At 33.9% G+C, this 19,581-nt stretch carries 18 protein-coding genes; 11 read left to right on the top strand and 7 right to left on the bottom strand.

The features are described from left to right. Nucleotides 1–18 precede the first annotated feature (18 nt). From murD to B5X64_RS00325, 11 genes are all read left to right on the top strand, one after another. Entirely contained in the window at nucleotides 19–1,347 is a 1,329-nt protein-coding gene (murD, locus tag B5X64_RS00375) for a UDP-N-acetylmuramoyl-L-alanine--D-glutamate ligase (protein WP_079463387.1), read from the top strand. Between the two features lie 69 nt (nucleotides 1,348–1,416). Further along, the gene (locus tag B5X64_RS00370) at nucleotides 1,417–2,658 is read left to right on the top strand and encodes an FtsW/RodA/SpoVE family cell cycle protein (RefSeq protein WP_079463386.1); all 1,242 of its coding nucleotides are present in this window, start codon (nucleotides 1,417–1,419) and stop codon (nucleotides 2,656–2,658) included. A 69-nt stretch (nucleotides 2,659–2,727) separates the two neighbouring features. Further along, nucleotides 2,728–3,864 (top strand): undecaprenyldiphospho-muramoylpentapeptide beta-N-acetylglucosaminyltransferase, encoded by a 1,137-nt coding sequence (gene murG / locus B5X64_RS00365; RefSeq protein ID WP_079463385.1) that lies wholly within the window; start codon nucleotides 2,728–2,730, stop codon nucleotides 3,862–3,864. 49 nt (nucleotides 3,865–3,913) lie between these two features. Then, the gene (gene murC / locus B5X64_RS00360) at nucleotides 3,914–5,275 is read left to right on the top strand and encodes a UDP-N-acetylmuramate--L-alanine ligase (protein ID WP_079463384.1); all 1,362 of its coding nucleotides are present in this window, start codon (nucleotides 3,914–3,916) and stop codon (nucleotides 5,273–5,275) included. Between the two features lie 110 nt (nucleotides 5,276–5,385). Continuing rightward, nucleotides 5,386–5,763: a GxxExxY protein gene (locus B5X64_RS00355; protein ID WP_079463383.1), complete on the top strand. Its 378-nt coding sequence runs from the start codon at nucleotides 5,386–5,388 to the stop codon at nucleotides 5,761–5,763. Between the two features lie 101 nt (nucleotides 5,764–5,864). Then, nucleotides 5,865–6,815: a cell division protein FtsQ/DivIB gene (locus tag B5X64_RS00350; protein ID WP_079463382.1), complete on the top strand. Its 951-nt coding sequence runs from the start codon at nucleotides 5,865–5,867 to the stop codon at nucleotides 6,813–6,815. A gap of 85 nt (nucleotides 6,816–6,900) precedes the next feature. Continuing rightward, nucleotides 6,901–8,286, top strand: coding sequence for a cell division protein FtsA (gene ftsA / locus B5X64_RS00345; RefSeq protein ID WP_079463381.1), 1,386 nt, complete (start codon nucleotides 6,901–6,903; stop codon nucleotides 8,284–8,286). A gap of 82 nt (nucleotides 8,287–8,368) precedes the next feature. Then, nucleotides 8,369–10,279, top strand: coding sequence for a cell division protein FtsZ (gene ftsZ / locus B5X64_RS00340; RefSeq protein ID WP_079463380.1), 1,911 nt, complete (start codon nucleotides 8,369–8,371; stop codon nucleotides 10,277–10,279). A 95-nt stretch (nucleotides 10,280–10,374) separates the two neighbouring features. Further along, a complete protein-coding gene (locus tag B5X64_RS00335; RefSeq protein WP_079463379.1) occupies nucleotides 10,375–10,821 on the top strand; it encodes a GatB/YqeY domain-containing protein in 447 nt (148 codons plus the stop codon). A gap of 470 nt (nucleotides 10,822–11,291) precedes the next feature. After that, entirely contained in the window at nucleotides 11,292–11,702 is a 411-nt protein-coding gene (locus B5X64_RS00330) for a BrxA/BrxB family bacilliredoxin (RefSeq protein ID WP_079463378.1), read from the top strand. A gap of 556 nt (nucleotides 11,703–12,258) precedes the next feature. Then, on the top strand, nucleotides 12,259–13,776 hold the full coding sequence (locus tag B5X64_RS00325; protein WP_079463377.1) for a GH3 auxin-responsive promoter family protein: 1,518 nt from the start codon (nucleotides 12,259–12,261) through the stop codon (nucleotides 13,774–13,776). 54 nt (nucleotides 13,777–13,830) lie between these two features. On the opposite strand, the gene B5X64_RS22735 is transcribed toward B5X64_RS00325, so the two are convergent. From B5X64_RS22735 to mutL, 7 genes are all read right to left on the bottom strand, one after another. Then, the gene (locus B5X64_RS22735) at nucleotides 13,831–13,983 is read right to left on the bottom strand and encodes a bacteriocin-like protein (protein ID WP_164463462.1); all 153 of its coding nucleotides are present in this window, start codon (nucleotides 13,981–13,983) and stop codon (nucleotides 13,831–13,833) included. Nucleotides 13,984–14,072: 89 nt separating this feature from the next. Further along, the gene (locus tag B5X64_RS00320; protein WP_079463376.1) at nucleotides 14,073–14,477 is read right to left on the bottom strand and encodes a hypothetical protein; all 405 of its coding nucleotides are present in this window, start codon (nucleotides 14,475–14,477) and stop codon (nucleotides 14,073–14,075) included. 93 nt (nucleotides 14,478–14,570) lie between these two features. Continuing rightward, nucleotides 14,571–14,903 (bottom strand): hypothetical protein, encoded by a 333-nt coding sequence (locus B5X64_RS00315; RefSeq protein WP_079463375.1) that lies wholly within the window; start codon nucleotides 14,901–14,903, stop codon nucleotides 14,571–14,573. A gap of 4 nt (nucleotides 14,904–14,907) precedes the next feature. Beyond that, the gene (locus B5X64_RS00310; RefSeq protein WP_079463374.1) at nucleotides 14,908–15,894 is read right to left on the bottom strand and encodes an endonuclease/exonuclease/phosphatase family protein; all 987 of its coding nucleotides are present in this window, start codon (nucleotides 15,892–15,894) and stop codon (nucleotides 14,908–14,910) included. A 72-nt stretch (nucleotides 15,895–15,966) separates the two neighbouring features. Further along, nucleotides 15,967–16,962 carry an endonuclease/exonuclease/phosphatase family protein gene (locus B5X64_RS00305; protein ID WP_079463373.1) on the bottom strand — a complete coding sequence of 332 codons (996 nt, stop codon included), beginning with the start codon at nucleotides 16,960–16,962 and terminating at the stop codon, nucleotides 15,967–15,969. A gap of 6 nt (nucleotides 16,963–16,968) precedes the next feature. Then, entirely contained in the window at nucleotides 16,969–17,715 is a 747-nt protein-coding gene (locus B5X64_RS00300; RefSeq protein ID WP_079463372.1) for a rhomboid family intramembrane serine protease, read from the bottom strand. Nucleotides 17,716–17,719: 4 nt separating this feature from the next. Next, nucleotides 17,720–19,498 (bottom strand): DNA mismatch repair endonuclease MutL, encoded by a 1,779-nt coding sequence (mutL, locus tag B5X64_RS00295; RefSeq protein WP_079463371.1) that lies wholly within the window; start codon nucleotides 19,496–19,498, stop codon nucleotides 17,720–17,722. Nucleotides 19,499–19,581 lie beyond the last annotated feature (83 nt).

Below are 19,581 nucleotides of genomic sequence, written 5' to 3'. Positions count from 1 at the left end.
ATTAAATCAAACAAAATTATGAAAATAGTTGTTTTAGGAGGTGGCGAAAGTGGATGTGGTGCTGCGTATTTGGCTAAGAAAAAAGGTTTGGAAGTATTTCTTTCAGACAAAGGGGCCATTAAGGATCATTACAAACAGTTTTTAACGGAAAATGATATTGAATTTGAAGAGGGAAACCATGATGAGGAAAGAATTCTTAATGCAGACTGGATTGTAAAAAGCCCAGGAATTCCTAAAAAGACAGAAATGATTATCAAAATTCAAGAGAAAGGAATCAGACTTTCTTCCGAAATTGAATTTGCATCTGAATTTACTGATGCAAAAATCATTGCCATCACTGGAAGCAACGGAAAAACAACGACAACATCTTTAATCTATCACATCCTGAAAAATGAAGGATTGAATGTTGGTTTAGGCGGAAATATTGGCCACAGTTTTGCAAAACAAGTTGCCGATGAGAACCATGAATATTATGTTTTAGAGGTAAGCTCTTTCCAGTTAGATGATATTCAGAATTTCAGACCGTATATTTCTTTATTGTTGAATTTGTCGAAAGATCATTTGGATCAGTACAATTACAACTACGAAGAATATGCTTTAGCAAAATTTAGAATAACTGAAAATCAGGAAAATGATAATTTCTTCATCTACAATAAAGATGATGAAATGAGCAAAAATATTCTTGAAAAATTTGAAATTAAAGCGAAAATGATTCCTTTTTCAACCAAAGAAAAATTGAATGAAGGAGGTTTTATAGATGAAGATAAAATTGTGGTAAAACTAAAAGACGAATTCTCAATGAAAATTGAAGAATTGTCTTTATTGGGAAATCACAATGTTGCCAATAGTTTAGCGGCTTCAATTGCAGGTAAAATATTGGAAATCAATAATGAAAGTATAAGAAATTCATTAATGACTTTCCAGGCGGTTGAACACAGATTGGAACTTGTTACCGAAATTGAAGGTGTAAAATACATCAACGACAGCAAAGCAACCAATGTAAACGCAACCTATTATGCTTTAGAAAGCATGAAAAACCCTACAGTTTGGATTGTTGGCGGATTAGATAAAGGAAACGACTATACCGAAATTGAAGATTTAGTTAAAAGAAAAGTAAAAGCAATTGTTTGTTTAGGGATTGATAATCAGAAAGTTATTGACTTCTTTAAAAACAAAAAAGAATTGATTTACAGTACTTCAAGCATGGAAGAAGCGGTGAAAACTTCAAAAGCTTTAGCAAAAAAGGGTGATACGGTTTTACTTTCACCATGTTGTGCAAGTTTTGATCTTTTCAAAAGCTACGAAGACAGAGGTCACCAGTTTAAAGAGCAGGTGCTAAAAAATTAAGAATTAACAATGAATAGTTAAAAGTGAAGAAATTTTTCATTATTAATTTTTCATTATTCATTTAATAACATGAACGAACAGAATATAGAAGAAAGCAGATTCGAATTTCTAAAGGGCGATAAAGTACTTTGGATGGTCATTCTTGTGATCTCCATTTTCTCTATTTTCCCGGTTTATTCTGCGAGTTCAAACTTAGAATATATTGTAAATAACGGTACTACAACGGGTCACGTTATGAAGCACATGTTCTTTGTGGTTTTAGGTTTGGCAATCATGCGATTGGTAGGAACTGTGAAGTATGAATACATGGGAAAACTCAGTAGTATTATGCTGGGTTTAATGATTGCTTTATTGATTGTCACGATGTTTACAGGGCAGACTATTGACGGAGCGAGTGCTTCAAGATGGCTGAAAATCCCGGGAACACCGATTTCATTCCAACCGTCTTCTTTTGCTTTTTTAATGTTGATTATTTATCTGTGCAGATATTTAACCAAGAAAATTACCAGAGAAAGACTTCCTATTGAAAATGTAATGTACATTTTCGGACCGATTTTATTGGTTTTTGTATTGGTTGCAAAAGATAATGGTTCTACAGCGTTGATGATCTTAATGGTTTCTGTAATCGTCTTGATTATCGGGCAATTACACTGGAAATACATTGCAGGATTCATTTCTGCATCATTTGTTGCCATTGCATTGTTTTTATTAATTGCTTTGAATACGAATATGATTGGCGGAAACCGTGTTCATACATGGATGAGCCGTATCGAAACATTTACATCGAGCAAAGCAAAATCTGCAGATGTTGATGATGAAAGTGTAAAGGCAAAAAATTATCAGGTAATGCAGGCGAAAGCCGCGATCGTTCACGGTGGAATTACCGGAATGGGACCTGGGAAATCTGCATTAAAGCAAATGCTTCCGCAATCTGCATCCGATTTTATTTTTGCAGTAATTGTAGAAGAATATGGTTTAATAGGAGCAGGATTTCTCATCAGTATGTATCTGATTATGATTGTACGAATTGTAATGATAGCCAGTAAAATGCCGGCATTTTTCGGCTCATTACTAGTTCTCAGTCTCGGTGTGATGATCTTCATACAATTGGCAGTAAATATTGCCGTTGCTGTGAATCTTATCCCGGTTACAGGGCAGCCATTACCACTGATTAGTTATGGAGGAACCTCCATGTTGGTAACCTACATCCAGCTTGGAATTATTTTAAATATAAGCTCAAGAATCCAGATTTACGATGAAGAAGGAATGGGCAAAAAACAAAGCATTGTCGAAATAAATGACATTGCTTAAAATATAGATGATAATTTATAATTGATTTTCATATCGCTTATCAATCATCATTTATCAATAATAAAAAGCATGAACAAAAAACTAAAAGTATTGTTATCAGGTGGCGGAACAGGAGGACACATCTTCCCGGCAATTGCTATTGCAGACGAAATCAAGAAAAGATTTCCTGATGCTGAGTTTTTGTTCATTGGAGCCAACGGAAAAATGGAAATGGAAAAAGTTCCGCAAGCTGGCTACAAAATCGAAGGAATTGACATTGCAGGAATCGATAGAGGAAATATGTTATCGAATTTAGGTTTGCCCTTCAAAATTTTAAAAAGTTTATCTAAATCTAAAAGAATAATTAAAAATTTCGCTCCCGATTTCGCAGTAGGAACTGGTGGTTTTGCGAGCGGACCTGCTTTATATGAAGCCAGCAAAATGGGAATCCCGATTTTTATTCAGGAACAGAATGCTCATGCAGGAGTGACGAATAAAATTTTAAGTAAAAAAGCGAAAGCCGTGTTTACAGCCTATCCAAAAGTGGAAGGTTTTCCGGCTGAAAAAATAAAGTTTTTAGGAAATCCGATTCGTGAGAATATTATTTCAGGAATGCAGGAGACTTCTTCAGCTAAAGAGAAATTAGGTTTAGATAAAAATAAACTGACCATTTTATCAGTTGGCGGATCTTTAGGTTCAAGAACATTAAACAACGGTTGGAAAGAAAATCTTGATCAACTTAAAGAAAAAGGATATCAATTGATCTGGCAAACCGGAAAATTGGATTTCAAAGAAATTGTTGATAGTTGTCAGTTGTCCGTTGATGGAAATAACCAACAACCAACAACTAACAACCAAATACAAATAAAGGAATTCATCAAAGATATGGAAACAGCTTATTCTGCAGCTGATGTAATTGTTTCTAGAGCGGGAGCGATCGCAATTTCAGAATTAGCGGTGGCGCAGAAACCTGTTTTATTGATTCCTTTCCCATTTGCGGCGGAAGACCATCAAACTAAAAATGCGATGAATCTGGTTGAAAAAAATGCAGCCAAAATGGTAAAAGATTCTGAAATGCAGGAGAAATTCTGGAATACATTATCAGAGATCTGTGAAAATGAAAAGGTAAGAAAAGAAATGTCTGAAAATCTGAAATATTTTGCCAAACCCAATGCGGCAAAAGAGATTGTAGACGAAATAATAAAGAAATTAGACATTAAGATATGAGACAAGAGAAAATCTCGAACCTCAAATCTAAAAATCTCGAATCTATAAAATGAACAATTTAAAAACATATCAAAATTTTTACTTCGTAGGAATCGGAGGTATCGGAATGAGTGCTTTGGCGCGTTATTTTCATGCTTCGGGCAAGAAAGTTCTGGGCTATGATAAAACCAACACAAAATTGACGACTGCTTTGATGAGCGAAGGAATTGATATTGTTTTTGAAGACGTGATTGATGAAAAAATTACCTCGCTTCAGAAGGAAAATACATTGGTAATCTATACTCCGGCAATTAAAAAGCTGGATATTTTAGATTTTTTTAATGAAAATCAGTTTGAAGTTTTAAAACGTGCTAAAGTTTTAGGTTTAATTACTGAAAATACGGATTGTATTGCCGTAGCAGGAACGCATGGAAAAACTACAACTTCCACTTTGGTGGCGCATTTGTGTAAAGAGGCGCATTTACCTTTCTCATGTTTCTTAGGTGGAATTTCTGAGAATTTTAAATCAAATTTTCTGTACAATGGCTCGCAATATTCTGTGGTTGAAGCCGATGAATATGACAGAAGTTTTCTCAACCTTTCTCCGGATTGGGCGGTGATTACTTCTACAGATGCCGATCATCTGGATATTTATGGTGATAAAAATACGATTGAAGAAGGCTTTAAACAGTTTGCGGCTTTGGTTCCGGAAGATAAACAGCTTTTTGTAAGAAAAGGCATTGAAATAGGAAGGGCGCATAAAACGTACGCTGTAAACGAAAAAGCTGAATATTATTCAGACAACCTTCGTATGGATCATGACAAAATCTATTTTGATTTTCATACGCCGACAGAAACAATAAAAGATTTTGTGTGGGACGTTCCGGGAATTCATAATGTAGAAAATGCGACGGTTGCATTGGCTATTCTTAACAATTTAGGAGTCGATTTTGAAATCTTAAAGAACGCAATTGCCAATTTTAAAGGAATTAAGAGAAGATACACGAAACATATTTATCCGAGCGGCAAAATTTATATTGACGATTATGCGCATCATCCAACGGAAATTAATGCTGTAGTTAGTTCAATTAAAACGTTCTATCCGGATAAAAAATTATTGGTGGTTTTCCAGCCACATTTGTTCAGCAGAACACGAGATTTTGCGGATGGCTTTGCTGAAAGTTTAAATAATTCTAATGAATTGATCTTGCTCGACATTTATCCTGCGAGAGAGCTTCAGGAAAATTTTGAAGGAATTACTTCAGACTGGTTATTAGAAAAAGTGATTTTAAATAAAAAAGAAGTGTCGAGTTTATCCGATGCTTTCAATAAAATAAAAGAAAAAGATTTCGACATTTTGCTTACAGTCGGTGCAGGAAATATAGATACGTTGTACGACCCGATTTGTGAATGGATGGATGGAAAGTTTTAGCGCAACGAACGCAAAGGTATTTAATTAAAATTATGAAAAATCGTTCGCAAGGGCGTTTCACTCAGCAAATGTTAGCTAAAAATATCATTGTAGAGTAATAAAAATACAAAATGACAGAGAATGAAATTTCAAGTATTGTTTTTGATGCGGGAATGAAAATTCACCGCAAACTTGGAATTGGTCTCTATGAAAATGTTTATGAACAATGTTTAATTCACGAATTGAAAAGTAGTGGAATTAGTGTTGAAAGTCAAAAAGATATTAGTGTCAACTATGAAGGTTTAATTATTGACAAAGCATTTAGAGTAGATTTATTAATTGAGAATAAAGTAATAATAGAAATAAAAGCAGTTCCAGATATTAATGATTATCATTTTTTCCAGCTATTAAACTATTTAAGAATAACAGAAATGAAGTTAGGAATGATTTTAAATTTTCATTCTACATTATTTAAGAACGGAGTAAAAAGAGTAGTAAATAAATTATAAAAAAACCTTCGCTGAGTGAAACGCCTTAGCGAACAAAAAATAAACGGTATTAATTAAAAGAAATCCTTGCGACCATAGCGTTAAAAAGGAAAAACAAAATAATGAAAAACAAGTACAGAATTTTAAAAATTGCCATCACAGTAATCATTCTTGGATTCCTGCTGAGTTTCTCTTTGAAGAAATTTGGGGGTCAGAAGATTACGGACAATAAAATTTCTGTAAAATTGAATGAAAAAACTCCGGTTTATTTTATTGATGAAAAAGATATTCGTGAGATCGTTAATAAAGAAAATCCGTCAAGGAAAGTGGGAGATTTAAATATTCCCGAGCTGGAAAAAAAAATCAATGCACTTCCTGCAGTTGACAGTGCGAATGTGTATTTAAATTTAAACGGAAAATTAAATTTAGATATCAAACAAAGGGTTCCGGTTTTTAGGCTGAATTATAAAGGAAAAGACTTTTATGTGGATGAAAAAGGCGTAGAATTTCCAATTTCAAGAACTTATTCTCATCCATGTATGTTAGTGACGGGTGATGTGAAAAAAGATGAGTATGAAAAATTGGCTGAGTTGGTTGATAAAATTGACAAAGATGATTTCAGCAAAAAATATTTCATCGGAATCTCAAAATATAAAGACAGCTATAATCTTCTGACCAGTGAAGGGATTTATAGAGTGGAGATAGGGGATCTGGATAATATTGAATTAAAAGTAAAAGGTTTTAAAACTTTTGTAGAAAAATATCTGGTGTTTCAGGACCCGCAAAAGTATAAGATGATTTCGGTAAAATATCAAAATCAGATTGTAACAACACTGAATCCTTATTTTAAAGAAAATGATAGTATTTTAAAGGCGAGCCATAAAGATTTAGCAAAAGCTCCGGTTGCAGTTTCTTCTGTTAAAAAAGCAGAAATCAATTTAAAACCGACAGTTAGAAAAATCAATTCGGTTTCTTTAAAACCCAAAGAAAACACAAAACCTAAAGCTGTCGTCAAACCCAAAGGGAAAAATAAAACGACGACAAAACCCAAAGCAAAGGTTAATATAGAATAAAAAATAGTCCTGAATGGACAAATTGACAAAAGATAAGATATAAGTGTCAAAATTAAATTAGAATTAAATCAAATCAATATATACAATGGAAAATCAAGAGTATTCAGTAGGTCTTGACATCGGGACAACCAAGATTGTCGCCATTGTCGGAAGGAGGAATGCACACGGGAAAATAGAAATTCTCGGTGTAGGGAAGGCAAAAAGTCTTGGAGTTCATAAAGGGATTGTGAATAATATTTCACAAACCATCAACTCTATTAAGGCAGCTGTGGCAGAAGCACAATCTAGTTCAGGAGTTCCTATTCATAAGGTCACTGTGGGTATCGCAGGAAAGCACATTCGCTCATTGCAGCACTCGGATTATATTATGCGAGAGAAGCCAGATAGATTCATCACAGATGACGACATCGAAGCATTAAAAGACCAAGTAAAAAAATTAGTAATGTTACCGGGAGAAGAAATTATTCATGTTCTTCCGCAAGAATATAAAGTTGATTCTGAAGGTGAAATTCAGGAGCCCGTGGGAATGCACGGAAAACGTCTGGAAGCCAATTTTCACGTTGTCGTAGGGCAAATGGGAAGCATCAGAAACATCGCAAGATGCGTAAGAGAAGCAGGTTTGGAAATGGAGGCGCTTACTTTAGAGCCTTTAGCATCTTCTGAAGCTGTTCTTACCAAAGAAGAAAAAGAAGCAGGAGTAGCCATTGTAGACATTGGTGGTGGTACTACAGACATTGCTATTTTTAAAGATAATATTATTCGTCACACTTGTGTCATTCCTTATGGTGGCGGTATCATTACTGAAGATATTAAGGAAGGATGTTCCATTATAGAAAAGCACGCCGAGCAATTAAAAGTTAAGTTTGGTTCTGCAGTTCCTGAGTTGGAAAAAGACAGCACATTTGTAACGATTCCGGGACTACACGGAAGACCAGATAAAGAGATTTCTCTTAAAACTTTAGCACAGATTATCAATGCTAGAGTGGAGGAAATTTTAGAAATGGTCAATACAGAATTGAAAGCTTACGGAGCTTTCGAACAAAAGAAAAAACTGATTGCAGGAATTGTTTTGACAGGTGGTGGTTCAAATTTAAAACACCTTCGTCAGCTGGCAAATTATACGACAGGCTTCGACAGCAGAATTGGTTTTGCAAATGAATACGTTGCGAATGATAAAAATCAGTATCTTAAAGGCCCAGAATTTGCAACTTCTATCGGTTTATTGATGGAAAGCTTAAAGATAAGAGATAAGAAAACAGTTGCTGTAGAAGAAGAGGTTGAAACTGAAGTTGAGAACAAAATTGAGCAAAATGTAGAGGAAATTAATAGTAATGCTGAATCTCAGACCCTTGTAACACCGCAAGTAGAGGAAGAGGTTAAAGTTCCTGTACAAACATCAAGATCTTCGAAACCAACGTTTGGACAGTCGCTGATGGAGAAAGTTAAAAAATTCTTTGAAGAAGTAGAATAAAAACTATAAATGATGCATGATAAGCGATGAATGATATTTTCATCAACGATCATAATCGATTATCAATTAGAAAAAATTAAATATGGAAAATATAGGCACACAAGGATTTTCATTTGATCTGCCAAAAGGAAATTCTTCGATCATCAAGGTTATCGGAGTTGGGGGCGGAGGAAACAACGCCCTAAAACACATGTACGAAAAAGGAATTCACGGGGTAGATTTCGTGATCTGTAATACCGATGCTCAGACTTTAGATAACAATCCGGTTTCAAACAAAGTTCAGTTGGGGATTACCATTACTGAAGGTCTTGGAGCAGGCGCAGATCCTGAAGTAGGAGAAAAAGCGGCTATCGAAAGTATCGAAGAGATTAAAGCAGCAATGGGCCAAAATACCAAAATGGTATTCATCACTGCAGGAATGGGTGGTGGTACCGGTACCGGTGCAGCGCCAGTTATTGCCAAAGTTGCTAAAGATATGGGGATTCTTACGGTAGGTATTGTTACCGTACCTTTCAGTTTTGAAGGGAAGAGAAGACTCGATCAGGCAGAATTGGGACTAGATAAACTAAGAAATAATGTTGATTCATTAATTGTAATCAACAATGATAAATTAAGACAACAATTTGGTAACCTTGGGTTCAAACAAGGGTTCTCAAAAGCCGATGAGGTTTTAACCAATGCTGCAAAAGGAATGGCAGAGGTTATTACGGGTTACTTTGATGTAAACATTGACTTTAGAGATGCTAAATCTGTGCTTCAAAATTCTGGTACGGCATTGATGTCTACCGGTACAGCCTCAGGTGAAAATAAAGCTGAAGAAGCAGTAAGAAAAGCATTAGATTCTCCATTATTGAACGACAACAAAATTACAGGCGCAAGAAATGTATTATTGTTGATCAGAAGTGGTGTAGAAGAGGCGACAATGGACGAAATCGGTATCATCATGGATTATATCCAGAAAGAAGCGGGTCACACAGCTGACATTATTTTTGGAGTTGGTGCTGATGAAGAATTAGGTGATGCAGTAAGTGTATTGGTGATTGCTACAGGTTTTTCAAATGATAACCAAAAGTTTTCGGGTCCTACAGAGAAAATCAGAATTAGTTTAAATGATGCTTTGGAGGCACCAAAATCTTCTCCTTTCAAAACAAGAGACGAGAGAGAGGTTGCGCCAGAGCAGGGATATGATTTTGGAGGGAAAAATCTTTTCAGATTAGATGACGAAGATCACGACGGGCCACGTTTTAAAATGTCGTCTTCTGAAAAAAAAATGATTATTGAGGATGAAAATGTAAAAACTGATATGAAATTCTCTGATAGAGAAGGAGATACAGTAGAAAGCCCAATTCAGAGCTGGAAAGATGAAGAATTAAGCAATAATAACGATTCTCATTTGTTTTCTTTTGATGATGATCCTAATGATTTGGAAATTCAGTCTTTTTCTTTTGATTTTGAAAATAAAAAAGAAGAACCTTCTGATAATTCTTTCAACAATCATTATTCAGACGAAAAAAAAGTTGAGTTTAATTTTACCGTTAACGAACCTCTTGTTGAGCCTAAATATGATTTTGGTCAGCCAAAAAACGAACTTGAATCTTCAGTAGTAATCGAGAGAAAAATAGAAGAAACTACCCAGACGATGGAAACCTTCTATCAGACTCCTGAGCAGCCAAGGGTAGAAGAAAGACAGGTTTTCCAAAACAGAGCAGAAGTAGAAATTCAGAAACAGCCAGAATCTGAATTCACTTTCGTAAATAAGCCTGCGGATCAGGAAAGAGTGGTAGAGAGAAGAAACAAGTTGAAAGAATTTAATTCTCGTTATCAAAATTTCGATAATGCGAATGAATTTGAGTCTGTACCAGCCTTCAAAAGAAAAAATATTTCGATTGATGGTTCTAATGCATCAGATCAAAATATCAACACCTATTTGTCTGATAACAATGGAAACATGCAAATCAGAGAAAACAGATTTTTAAATAAAGACGTAGACTAAATAATGTAACAATGTATCAATCTAATAATGTAACAATTTTGTGCATTTAAATGATTGATACATTGCTACACTTTTACATTGTTAAATTAATGACTATGAGTTTAGAATTAATAATAAGCGAAGCAATAAAAACAGCAATGAGAGCTAAAGACAGAGTGGCTTTAGACTCTCTTCGTGCTGTAAAATCTCAGATATTATTGCTGAAAACGGAAGCCTTAGGAGCAGAAGTTTCACCTGAGCAGGAAATTGCAATTTTGCAGAGAATGATCAAACAGCGTAAAGATTCTTATGAGCAATTTACCGCTCAGGGAAGAAATGATTTGGCAGAAGTAGAAGAAGCTCAGATGAAAGTCATTGAGAAATTTTTGCCTGCACAACTATCTTCTGAAGAATTAGAAGCTGAAATTAAGCAGATTATTTCTGAAACAGGAGCTGAATCTATTAAAGATTTAGGAAAAGTAATGGGAATCGCTTCAAAAAATTTAGCCGGAAAATCTGACGGGAAAAGTATTTCCGAGATGGCTAAGAAATTACTTTCATAGTTTTAGGTCAACAGTTGTTAGATGATCTATCAACAAGCAACTAAAACCTATTAACTAATTTTATAAAGGATATTCAACCTTTGCATATCGATTTGATTAACGAAGCCCGAAACATTATGTTTCGGGCTTCATTTATTATAAATCCTTTATCAATGTTCTTTTAATTCTAAAAACTTTCTAATAAACAGAGATAAAGGTGAGGGAATTACATTGACAGTAGATCTTCTCTAATGTCCTGAATTATTAATTCAATAAGTTTTTTTTCATGGAAGTAGTTTTTAGAACTATTACAAATCTAACAAAAAAATAACAATATGTGTATAATAAGTTTAATTAATATTTGAAATTATTATTTTATTCTTATATGTTGGCTGAGATTTATTTTGTTTATTAAATACTTTGATAGTTTTTATAAATTGTAAATAGATATAGAAAAGTTGTAAATTTGTAAACACTAAAAAAAATAAGAAATGTATCCAACAGATTTAGTAATGCCTATGAAGGCTGAGCTTACAGATAAAGGTTTCGTAGATTTGGCAACTCCTGCTCAGGTAGAAGATGCTTTAAAGCAATCAGGAACTACCCTTTTAGTAATCAATTCTGTATGCGGTTGCGCGGCTGGAGCAGCAAGACCGGGAGTTGTTTATTCTTTAACAGGAGAAAAAAAACCTGATCATTTAACGACTGTTTTTGCAGGTTTTGATAAAGAAGCTGTAGAAGCTGCAAGAAAGCATTTAGCTCCATTTCCTCCAAGTTCACCATGTGTGGCGCTTTTCAAAGATGGAGAGTTGGTTCATATGCTTGAGAGACATCATATCGAAGGTAATCCTGCAGGAGCAATTGCTGCTAACCTACAGGCTGCATACGACGAGTATTGTTAATCTAACAATAATAAAATTTATAGAGAAACCATTGCAAATTTGTGATGGTTTTTTATATTTATAATAATGTCATTTACGACCATGATGATTAAAAATACAAATGATTAGAGATAGGTTGACGTATTAATTATAATATTGTATGGTACAAATAAGAAATCTTATCGTAAATTATGCTTTTATGAGAATATACCCCGTTCTGGATTTTGTAAATACTTTTAGATAATTGATATTTAAACGATTGTATTTCTTTTCTAAATGAAATGCCTTTGTTTATTTTAAAGAAAGCATTTATTGTAAAAACTTTGTCTGTCTTGGCGGATAAAAAAACGCAAGGATATACAAAAAGTTTAATAAAAAAACTAAAATAAGGTTAAACAAAGCCGTTTCACTTATTTTCGAAAGACAAAGATTCAAAACGCACAATGGGTAAGAATATATATATTATTTATTTTGATAATGAGATTGTTATATTCTGATTTTTTGTTTTTAAATGTTTAAAATAAGATATAGGTATTAAAAATACTGATGAAATATAAAATTTATTATATTTGTCTTAATGGCAACGAAAGCACTTTTCAATACGGTAGTTAATTGGTTTATCAAGCAAAGGATAGATCAGATTCAGAATTTTATGGATTATCCTATCGAGACGCAGAAAGGAATCCTGTTTTCTCAGTTATTCCATGCAGAAGATACCGAATACGGTAAGAAGTATGGGTTTAATTCTATTTCGAGTTATCAGGATTTTAAAAATAAAGTTCCTATCGTTTCTTATGAAGAGTTTGAACCGTATGTAGAACGTGCAAGACAAGGGCATAAAGACGTAAGCTGGCCGGGCTACATCAAGCATTTTGCAAAATCTTCGGGAACAACTAATGCCAAAAGTAAATTCATCCCTATTTCTGCAGAAAGCCTAGAATATTGCCACCTGAAAGCAGGAAAAGACATGGTGTCTATCTATGCCAACAATCATCCTGAAAATCAGCTTTTCACCAATAAAAACCTGCGTCTGGGCGGAAGCTCGGAATTATACGCCGATTTTAATACAAAATTTGGTGATCTTTCGGCTATTTTAATTGATAACCTTCCTTTTTGGGTAGAAATTACCACTACTCCGAGCAAAAAAGTTTCGTTGATGGGAGAGTGGGAAAGTAAGCTTAAAGCCATAGTTTCTGAAGTTAAAAATGAAGATGTAGGAAGTATTTTGGGAGTTCCAAGCTGGATGATGGTACTTTTACAAAGAGTTTTGAAAGAGACGGATGTAAAAAGTGTTTCTGAACTTTGGCCAAACCTGGAAGTTTTCTTTCATGGTGGAATTAGCTTTAAACCTTATAAAGAACAATATAAACCGATTATCGGAAAAAACATCAATTACTATGAAATTTACAATGCTTCTGAAGGCTTTTTTGGAATTCAGGACAGATCGAATAGTGATGAAATGCTTCTAATGCTAGATTACGGAATTTTCTATGAGTTTATTCCAATGGATGAGTTTTATCATTCCAATCCAAAAGTGGTGAGTCTGGAAGGAGTAGAAGTGCGAAAAAATTACGCAATGGTAATTACAACCAATGGTGGACTTTGGAGGTATTTAATAGGAGATACAGTCGTTTTCACTTCAATCAGCCCTTTCAGAATAAAAATTACAGGTCGTACAAAGCATTATATCAATGCTTTTGGAGAAGAGTTGATGATTACCAATGTAGAATCGGCTTTAACTAAAGCTTGTCAGGAAACCAATTCTGCTGTAAAAGATTTTACCGGAGCTCCGATTTTTATGAAAGAAAATGAAGGTGGCGCCCACGAATGGATTTTTGAATTTAGTGAGCATCCCGAAAATTTAGAATTATTTACCGATATTTTTGACCGCCATCTTAAAACTATTAATTCAGATTACGAAGCCAAAAGATACAATAACATTACGCTGAAAAAACCGGTGGTACACATTGCAAGACCCAATCTTTTTTATTGCTGGCTTGAATCTAAAGGTAAACTGGGCGGGCAAAACAAAGTTCCGAGACTGAGTAATGACAGAGAATATATCGATCCTTTATTGGAGCTAAATAGAGTGTAAAAAAAACCGCAGATTGTTCTGCGGTTTTTTTATTTTGAAGTTGATTTTATTTAATCAACAAGCAAAGACAGAGCATCTTCCAAATGAATTCCTGCACATATTCCATCCGCATCCGTCATCCTCATCTTTTGGAACATAGCCTCCTTGTACTTTTTTCAGATTTTCTCTTGTTAGCTTTTTAGCTTTTAATACAGTTAGTTTTTTCATAATAACTTGTTTTGGTGATTTTTAGAAATCTAAATATACTACAAGTTTTACAAATAATTTGGTTTTTTCGCTAAAAAACAATCAAATATTTACTTTTTAAGATCTTCTTTAAATTTTTTCGCACCATCTTCTACTTTCTGAGCACCTTTTGCGGCTGCATCTTTTACGTCTTTACTCACATCTTGAGCTCCAGATTTGATGTCTTTGCCCACTTTATTGGCTTCGCTTTTAAGATCTTTTCCTGCAGCGTTGATATCTTCTTTTGCTTTCTGAGCAGTATTCTCTATTTTATCACCTGTATTATCTACGGTATTTTTAATATCGCTTTTGGCTTTATCTATTTTTGAGGTATCTACCAATCCGGTACCGAGTTCTGTCGTCGTTGTCGTCGTTACAGATCCGTCAGGGTTTTCAGTTTTTTCAGTTGTTGTAGATTTGGTACATGCAACAAATAATGTAGACACTGCTACTGCTGCTAAAATGTGCTTTTTCATTGTGTATATTTTTTTAATTAATCTAAATGAATGATGTGTTTTTTAAACGAAAAAAGGAACAAAAAATTTCTTTTGCGATAAAAATTGATTTAATTATTCCTGTTTAAGTTCTGTGGTTTTTTCAGAAGCTTTTAGCTTTTTCTCTGCTTCAGCTTTCTTTTTATTTTCTTTTTCAAGCTCTGCGGTGATTCTTTTTTCTTCCTGTTGCAATTTTAAGACCTCTTTTAAAGAATCCTGATATTTTTGAGAAGACATTCTTATTTGTCTCGCAATATCTACAGAAATAGCCCCTGGCGAAAAAGAATCTATTGCTGTAGTGTCGTATTTTAATTTTAATTCCTGAGCAGTATCAACAACCGGTTCTCTTTTAGAACAGGCAACTGTTAACAATGATAAAATTACCCCAGCAAAGATTACATTTTTCATACGACTAATTTAATAGAAATTCGGCAATTACAGGATAGTGATCCGATAATTTTACAGAATAATCTACCTTATAACTTTTAGGAATAATGCTGCTCGATGCAAAAATATAATCTATTCTCAAAGGAAATTTATAATCATGGAAGCTTGTAGAACTTCCATTTCCGGCTTTTACAAAGGCATCATCTAAGTTTTTACCTAAATTATAATATTCCCAGGAATTCGGAACAGAGTTAAAGTCTCCCGCAAGAATTACTGGGTAAGGCGAATGATCAACCGCTTTTCTGATTTTCCTTACTTGATCTTCATGGGTTTTGAAGGTAGGAATCAACCTTGAAAATAAGGCTTCAATTTTATTTTTTTCTGGCTTCTCGGAGTTTTCATCTTCCATGCCAAGCATATTTTTATTGAGTCTGAATGGTTCCAGATAAACATTGATAACCCTTATTATTTTACCATTAATATCAATGTCTGCGTAAAAAGAATTGCCTTTAGAATCATCATCTATTAAGTCTCCCTGGCGTAAAATTTTATGTTTGGTTTTTAATATCACCGAAGGATATTTTATCAAATCGCTTCTTAGTGCTTTATTAGTGTCTTTTTCCTGAACCAAAATAATGTCAGCATTTTGATCGGTAATATATTTTTTTACTTTACTCCAACCAGAACTTCCATATTTTACATTGAATGTTAAAACTTTTATGTCTGTTTTTGAGGTATCGATGTCGTTGTTTTGGGGCGAAAAGTTAATCCATCGTCTTATAGGATTGTAAAATATTAAAGTTGAAAGAATAAAAACGAAAGCAATTTTTTTCTTTTTTATAATCCAAATAAAACTTAATAAAATATGCGCTAAAATTAAGTAAGGAAAACCTAGCGAAAGAAGATTGAGTTTGCTGAAATAGTTGGGTGGTATCCAGGCGTTGGCAAATGTGCTCAATAATAATATTAAAACTCCTAGATGGATGAAAAGTAAAAAAGGAAACCGCTTCATGAAACTCAAAATATCTGTTGAGCAACAAAAATTCTGCCAATCAGTTATTTATAGAGCTTTTATAAATATTTTTTAATCTATTTTAAAAGTAGCAATCACTGGAAAATGATCTGAAAGATTGACCGAACGATCAACGGTATAGCTTACTGGTTTTATGGATTCTGAAGTGAAAATATAATCTATTCTTAAAGGATATTTGTAGTCGTGAAAGCTTGTTCCGCTGCCTCTTCCTACTTCATAGAAAGCATCTTTTAATCCTTCTGAAGTTTTATAATATTCATAAGAGTTGGGGACTGCATTAAAATCTCCTGCTACGATTACAGGATAAGGAGAATTATCAATACTTTCTCGGATGATTTTTACCTGTTCCTGATGCGACTTAAAGGTTGGAATTAATTTTTTGATAATATTTTTCACTTTTTGCTCATCTTCCTCGCTGCTTCCGTTAAGCTTTACCATGCTTTTTACAACACCAAAAGATTGGAGATGAACATTAAAAATACGATAGGTTTTGCCTTTTATTTCGAGGTCGATTTGTTCACATTGTGAGGTTATATCTGTATCTGGAAGATCATCGAAAAGGTTTTTTCGACTTAATATTTTATAATGTGTATAAAGAGATACAATGGAAGCAGTGTGCTTTCCTGTGATGTTATTCAATTGCAGTTCGCCCTCATCTCCATATTCTTGTATAAAAACTAAATCTGCATTCTGCTCATTGATGTAATCAATTACTTTTTGTTTACCTAATTTCCCTCCTTTTATATTAAATGTAAGAACTTTAAGATTTGCCGTTTCCTTACTTTCTGAAGAATAATTAACCCATCTTTTAACGGGATTCAGGAAAAATAATCCCATAAACATAAAGACAAATGCTCTTTTTTTCCAGCTGAAAATCCAGAAAAAAGTGATTAAAATATATCCAATAACTAAAATAGGAAAACCTAAAGATAATAAATTAAACCAAGGAAAAATCTTTGGTGGAATATAAGCATTCAGTAAAACTCCTGTTAACAGAAATAATAATCCTAAATGCAGTATAAAAAGTATTAATCGGAAAATTTTCACAAAATGTTATTTGAATCGATATAAGTGTTTTTTCCAGATTTTAGCTAAAATAAATCCTACAATTGCGCCACCAACGTGAGCTAAATGAGCAATTCCTCCGCCATTTCCACTAATGCCTAAGTAAATTGAACCTATTACCACAATAGGGAGTACATATTTAACTTTTACAGGAACGGGAATAAACATAATGCCTATTCTTGCTTCTGGATATAAAGTTGCAAATGCTGCAATAACCCCGAAAATTGCTCCGGACGCTCCAAGCATAGGCCCAAACATAATTGAATTTAGTTTTTGTAATTGTTCACTGTTTTCAATAACAATTTTAGAGGAAGCCAAATAAGTTTGAGGATTATTTATATAGTCTTTTACATCAAATCCGACAGCCTCAAGCTGATTGTAAATATTTTGATATTCTATGAAATTCCAGCCATTGAAAAGAAAGTATGCTCCTAAACCACTTAAAAAGTAAAGGATTAAATATTTTTTATCACCTAAACTTTGCTCTAAAATAGGGCCAAAACTATAAAGGGTAAACATATTGAAAATAATGTGCATTAACCCAATACCATCTCCTATCGGTGCATGCATAAACATGTGAGTGATAATTTGCCATGATTTAAAAAAGGGAGATAGTGGGAAGTATGCTGAGAGATAAAAATATAGCTCGTCAGATAAAATTAAGTTTGATATTATATAAACGATAACATTTATTATAATCAAACCTCTTGTAAGTGGTGGTATATTATTAAACATCTACTTAAAATTTATTTTTAAAATCATTAAACGGAACTTCATAAAAACATCTTTTTCCGTTAGGTAAAAATTCAGGAAATCCTAAAGCTGTAAAATCTTTGATAAGCTGCTCAGCATCTACTTTATAGATGAAATCAAAACGGGATTTCGACTGCATTTTGTTCCATTGATTCTGATAAAACTGTAAAAACTCTTCTTCGGTTTTGTATTCTAAAACATCAAAAAGATTCTCCAGAAATTTCATCACCTGAGATTCTTTCAACCCTTCCGGCACCGCATCAATACTTAAAACACTGTCGTGATTGATGCTCATTTCAAACCCCAGTTCTGGAAGATATTTTTTTATTGCTTTGTACTTGCTCTTTTCGGTCTCGTTCATATGATACTCTAACGAAAACAAGAGAGACTGTCTGTTTGTGGATTTTTTTGATTTTTTATTGCTTTCTGCCACCAAAAGACGATGCATTCTGCCCAAATCGAGCATTAATGTGCTGTCTCCTTTGTTGAAAAGCCAATATCCGTTAGGAAGTCGCATCAAATCTTCATCAAAATCTTCATCCTCAAATAAATTGATCTTTGAAGGCTCTGCAGAAATGTTCTGATGATACATTTTTGTAAGATTCTGAATTTCTATTTGCGGATTTCCTCTTTCTTCCAAAAAAGGATTGTAATCTCGGTCTACAATTATTTCGGGCATTTTGAGATTTCCAATGTTATTACTTTTGCTCGAAAAGCTTTTATTCATCATTTCATCAAGTTGCGGATCTCTTTCAAAATCTAAGCTTGGTGCAATATTGTAAATTCCTAAAGCACGTTTAATGGTAGAACGGAGTAAAGCAAAAATAAGATGCTCATCTTCAAATTTCACTTCCGTTTTTTGTGGATGAATATTAACGTCAATTTTTTCAGGGTCTAATTCCAGGAAAAGAAAAAACGTAGGAATATATCCCGGTAAAAGCAGTCCTTCAAAAGCTTCCTGAACGGCTTTGTTGAAATATGGACTCTTAAAAAACCTTCCGTTTACAAAAAGGAATTGTTCGCCACGGTTTTTTTTAGCACCTTCCGGTTTTGCTACGAAACCATGAAGTTGACACCATAGAATATCTTCTTTGATAGGAATCAGCTGTGGATGAAGCTTTCTGCCGAAAATATCGACAATTCGCTGCATCTGAGTTCCTTTTCTCAGTTTAAAAATAGGTTCGTCATCATGAAAAAGAGAAAATTCTAGACCTTCGTGAGCCAGTGCTACACGTTGAAATTCATCTATGACATGACGAAATTCAATATTGTTGTTTTTAAGAAACTTTCTTCTTGCCGGAACGTTATAGAAAAGGTTTTTAACTAAAAAATTAGATCCTTCTGAGGTTTGTATCGGTTCCTGAAATTGGAAAACTCCGCCCTCAATGTAAATATTGGTTCCTAAAGCATCATCTTTTTGTTTGGTTCTCAATTCTACCTGAGAAACAGCTGCAATAGAAGCCAGAGCCTCACCGCGGAAACCTTTTGTTGCAATTTTAAATATATCTTCAGTTCCTCTTATTTTTGATGTAGCGTGTCTTTCAAAAGACATTCTTGCATCGGTCTCAGACATTCCTTTTCCATCATCAACCACCTGAATAAGGTTTTTTCCAGAGTCTCTTATAATCAGCTCTATTTTTGAAGCTCCCGCATCGATAGAGTTCTCCAAAAGCTCTTTTACAATAGATGCAGGACGCTGCACGACCTCACCGGCTGCGATTTGGTTGGCTACATGATCGGGTAAAAGCTGAATAATGTCTGACATAAATGAGTATGAACTTACAAAAATAAGCAAAGCAAATAAGATTTAAAATAATATAACCATGAATTAAAATTAAGTTATCCCGA

The organism is Chryseobacterium balustinum (assembly GCF_900168205.1).
GTDB classification, from domain to species: Bacteria; Bacteroidota; Bacteroidia; order Flavobacteriales; family Weeksellaceae; genus Chryseobacterium; species Chryseobacterium balustinum.
The sequence above is the reverse complement of the archived record's forward strand: the minus strand, read 5'-3'. Positions and strand labels throughout refer to the sequence as shown.

Coding starts and splice junctions, on each gene's coding strand:
- ftsA (WP_079463381.1), top strand. CDS start 6,901: ATGGAAAATCAAGAGTATTCAGTAGGTCTTGACATCGGGACAACCAAG.
- B5X64_RS00350 (WP_079463382.1), top strand. CDS start 5,865: ATGAAAAACAAGTACAGAATTTTAAAAATTGCCATCACAGTAATCATT.
- B5X64_RS00325 (WP_079463377.1), top strand. CDS start 12,259: ATGGCAACGAAAGCACTTTTCAATACGGTAGTTAATTGGTTTATCAAG.
- B5X64_RS00370 (WP_079463386.1), top strand. CDS start 1,417: ATGAACGAACAGAATATAGAAGAAAGCAGATTCGAATTTCTAAAGGGC.
- B5X64_RS00335 (WP_079463379.1), top strand. CDS start 10,375: ATGAGTTTAGAATTAATAATAAGCGAAGCAATAAAAACAGCAATGAGA.
- B5X64_RS00300 (WP_079463372.1), bottom strand. CDS start 17,715: ATGTTTAATAATATACCACCACTTACAAGAGGTTTGATTATAATAAAT.
- mutL (WP_079463371.1), bottom strand. CDS start 19,498: ATGTCAGACATTATTCAGCTTTTACCCGATCATGTAGCCAACCAAATC.
- B5X64_RS00330 (WP_079463378.1), top strand. CDS start 11,292: ATGTATCCAACAGATTTAGTAATGCCTATGAAGGCTGAGCTTACAGAT.
- B5X64_RS00315 (WP_079463375.1), bottom strand. CDS start 14,903: ATGAAAAATGTAATCTTTGCTGGGGTAATTTTATCATTGTTAACAGTT.
- B5X64_RS00310 (WP_079463374.1), bottom strand. CDS start 15,894: ATGAAGCGGTTTCCTTTTTTACTTTTCATCCATCTAGGAGTTTTAATA.
- B5X64_RS00355 (WP_079463383.1), top strand. CDS start 5,386: ATGACAGAGAATGAAATTTCAAGTATTGTTTTTGATGCGGGAATGAAA.
- ftsZ (WP_079463380.1), top strand. CDS start 8,369: ATGGAAAATATAGGCACACAAGGATTTTCATTTGATCTGCCAAAAGGA.
- murD (WP_079463387.1), top strand. CDS start 19: ATGAAAATAGTTGTTTTAGGAGGTGGCGAAAGTGGATGTGGTGCTGCG.
- murG (WP_079463385.1), top strand. CDS start 2,728: ATGAACAAAAAACTAAAAGTATTGTTATCAGGTGGCGGAACAGGAGGA.
- B5X64_RS22735 (WP_164463462.1), bottom strand. CDS start 13,983: ATGAAAAAACTAACTGTATTAAAAGCTAAAAAGCTAACAAGAGAAAAT.
- B5X64_RS00320 (WP_079463376.1), bottom strand. CDS start 14,477: ATGAAAAAGCACATTTTAGCAGCAGTAGCAGTGTCTACATTATTTGTT.
- murC (WP_079463384.1), top strand. CDS start 3,914: ATGAACAATTTAAAAACATATCAAAATTTTTACTTCGTAGGAATCGGA.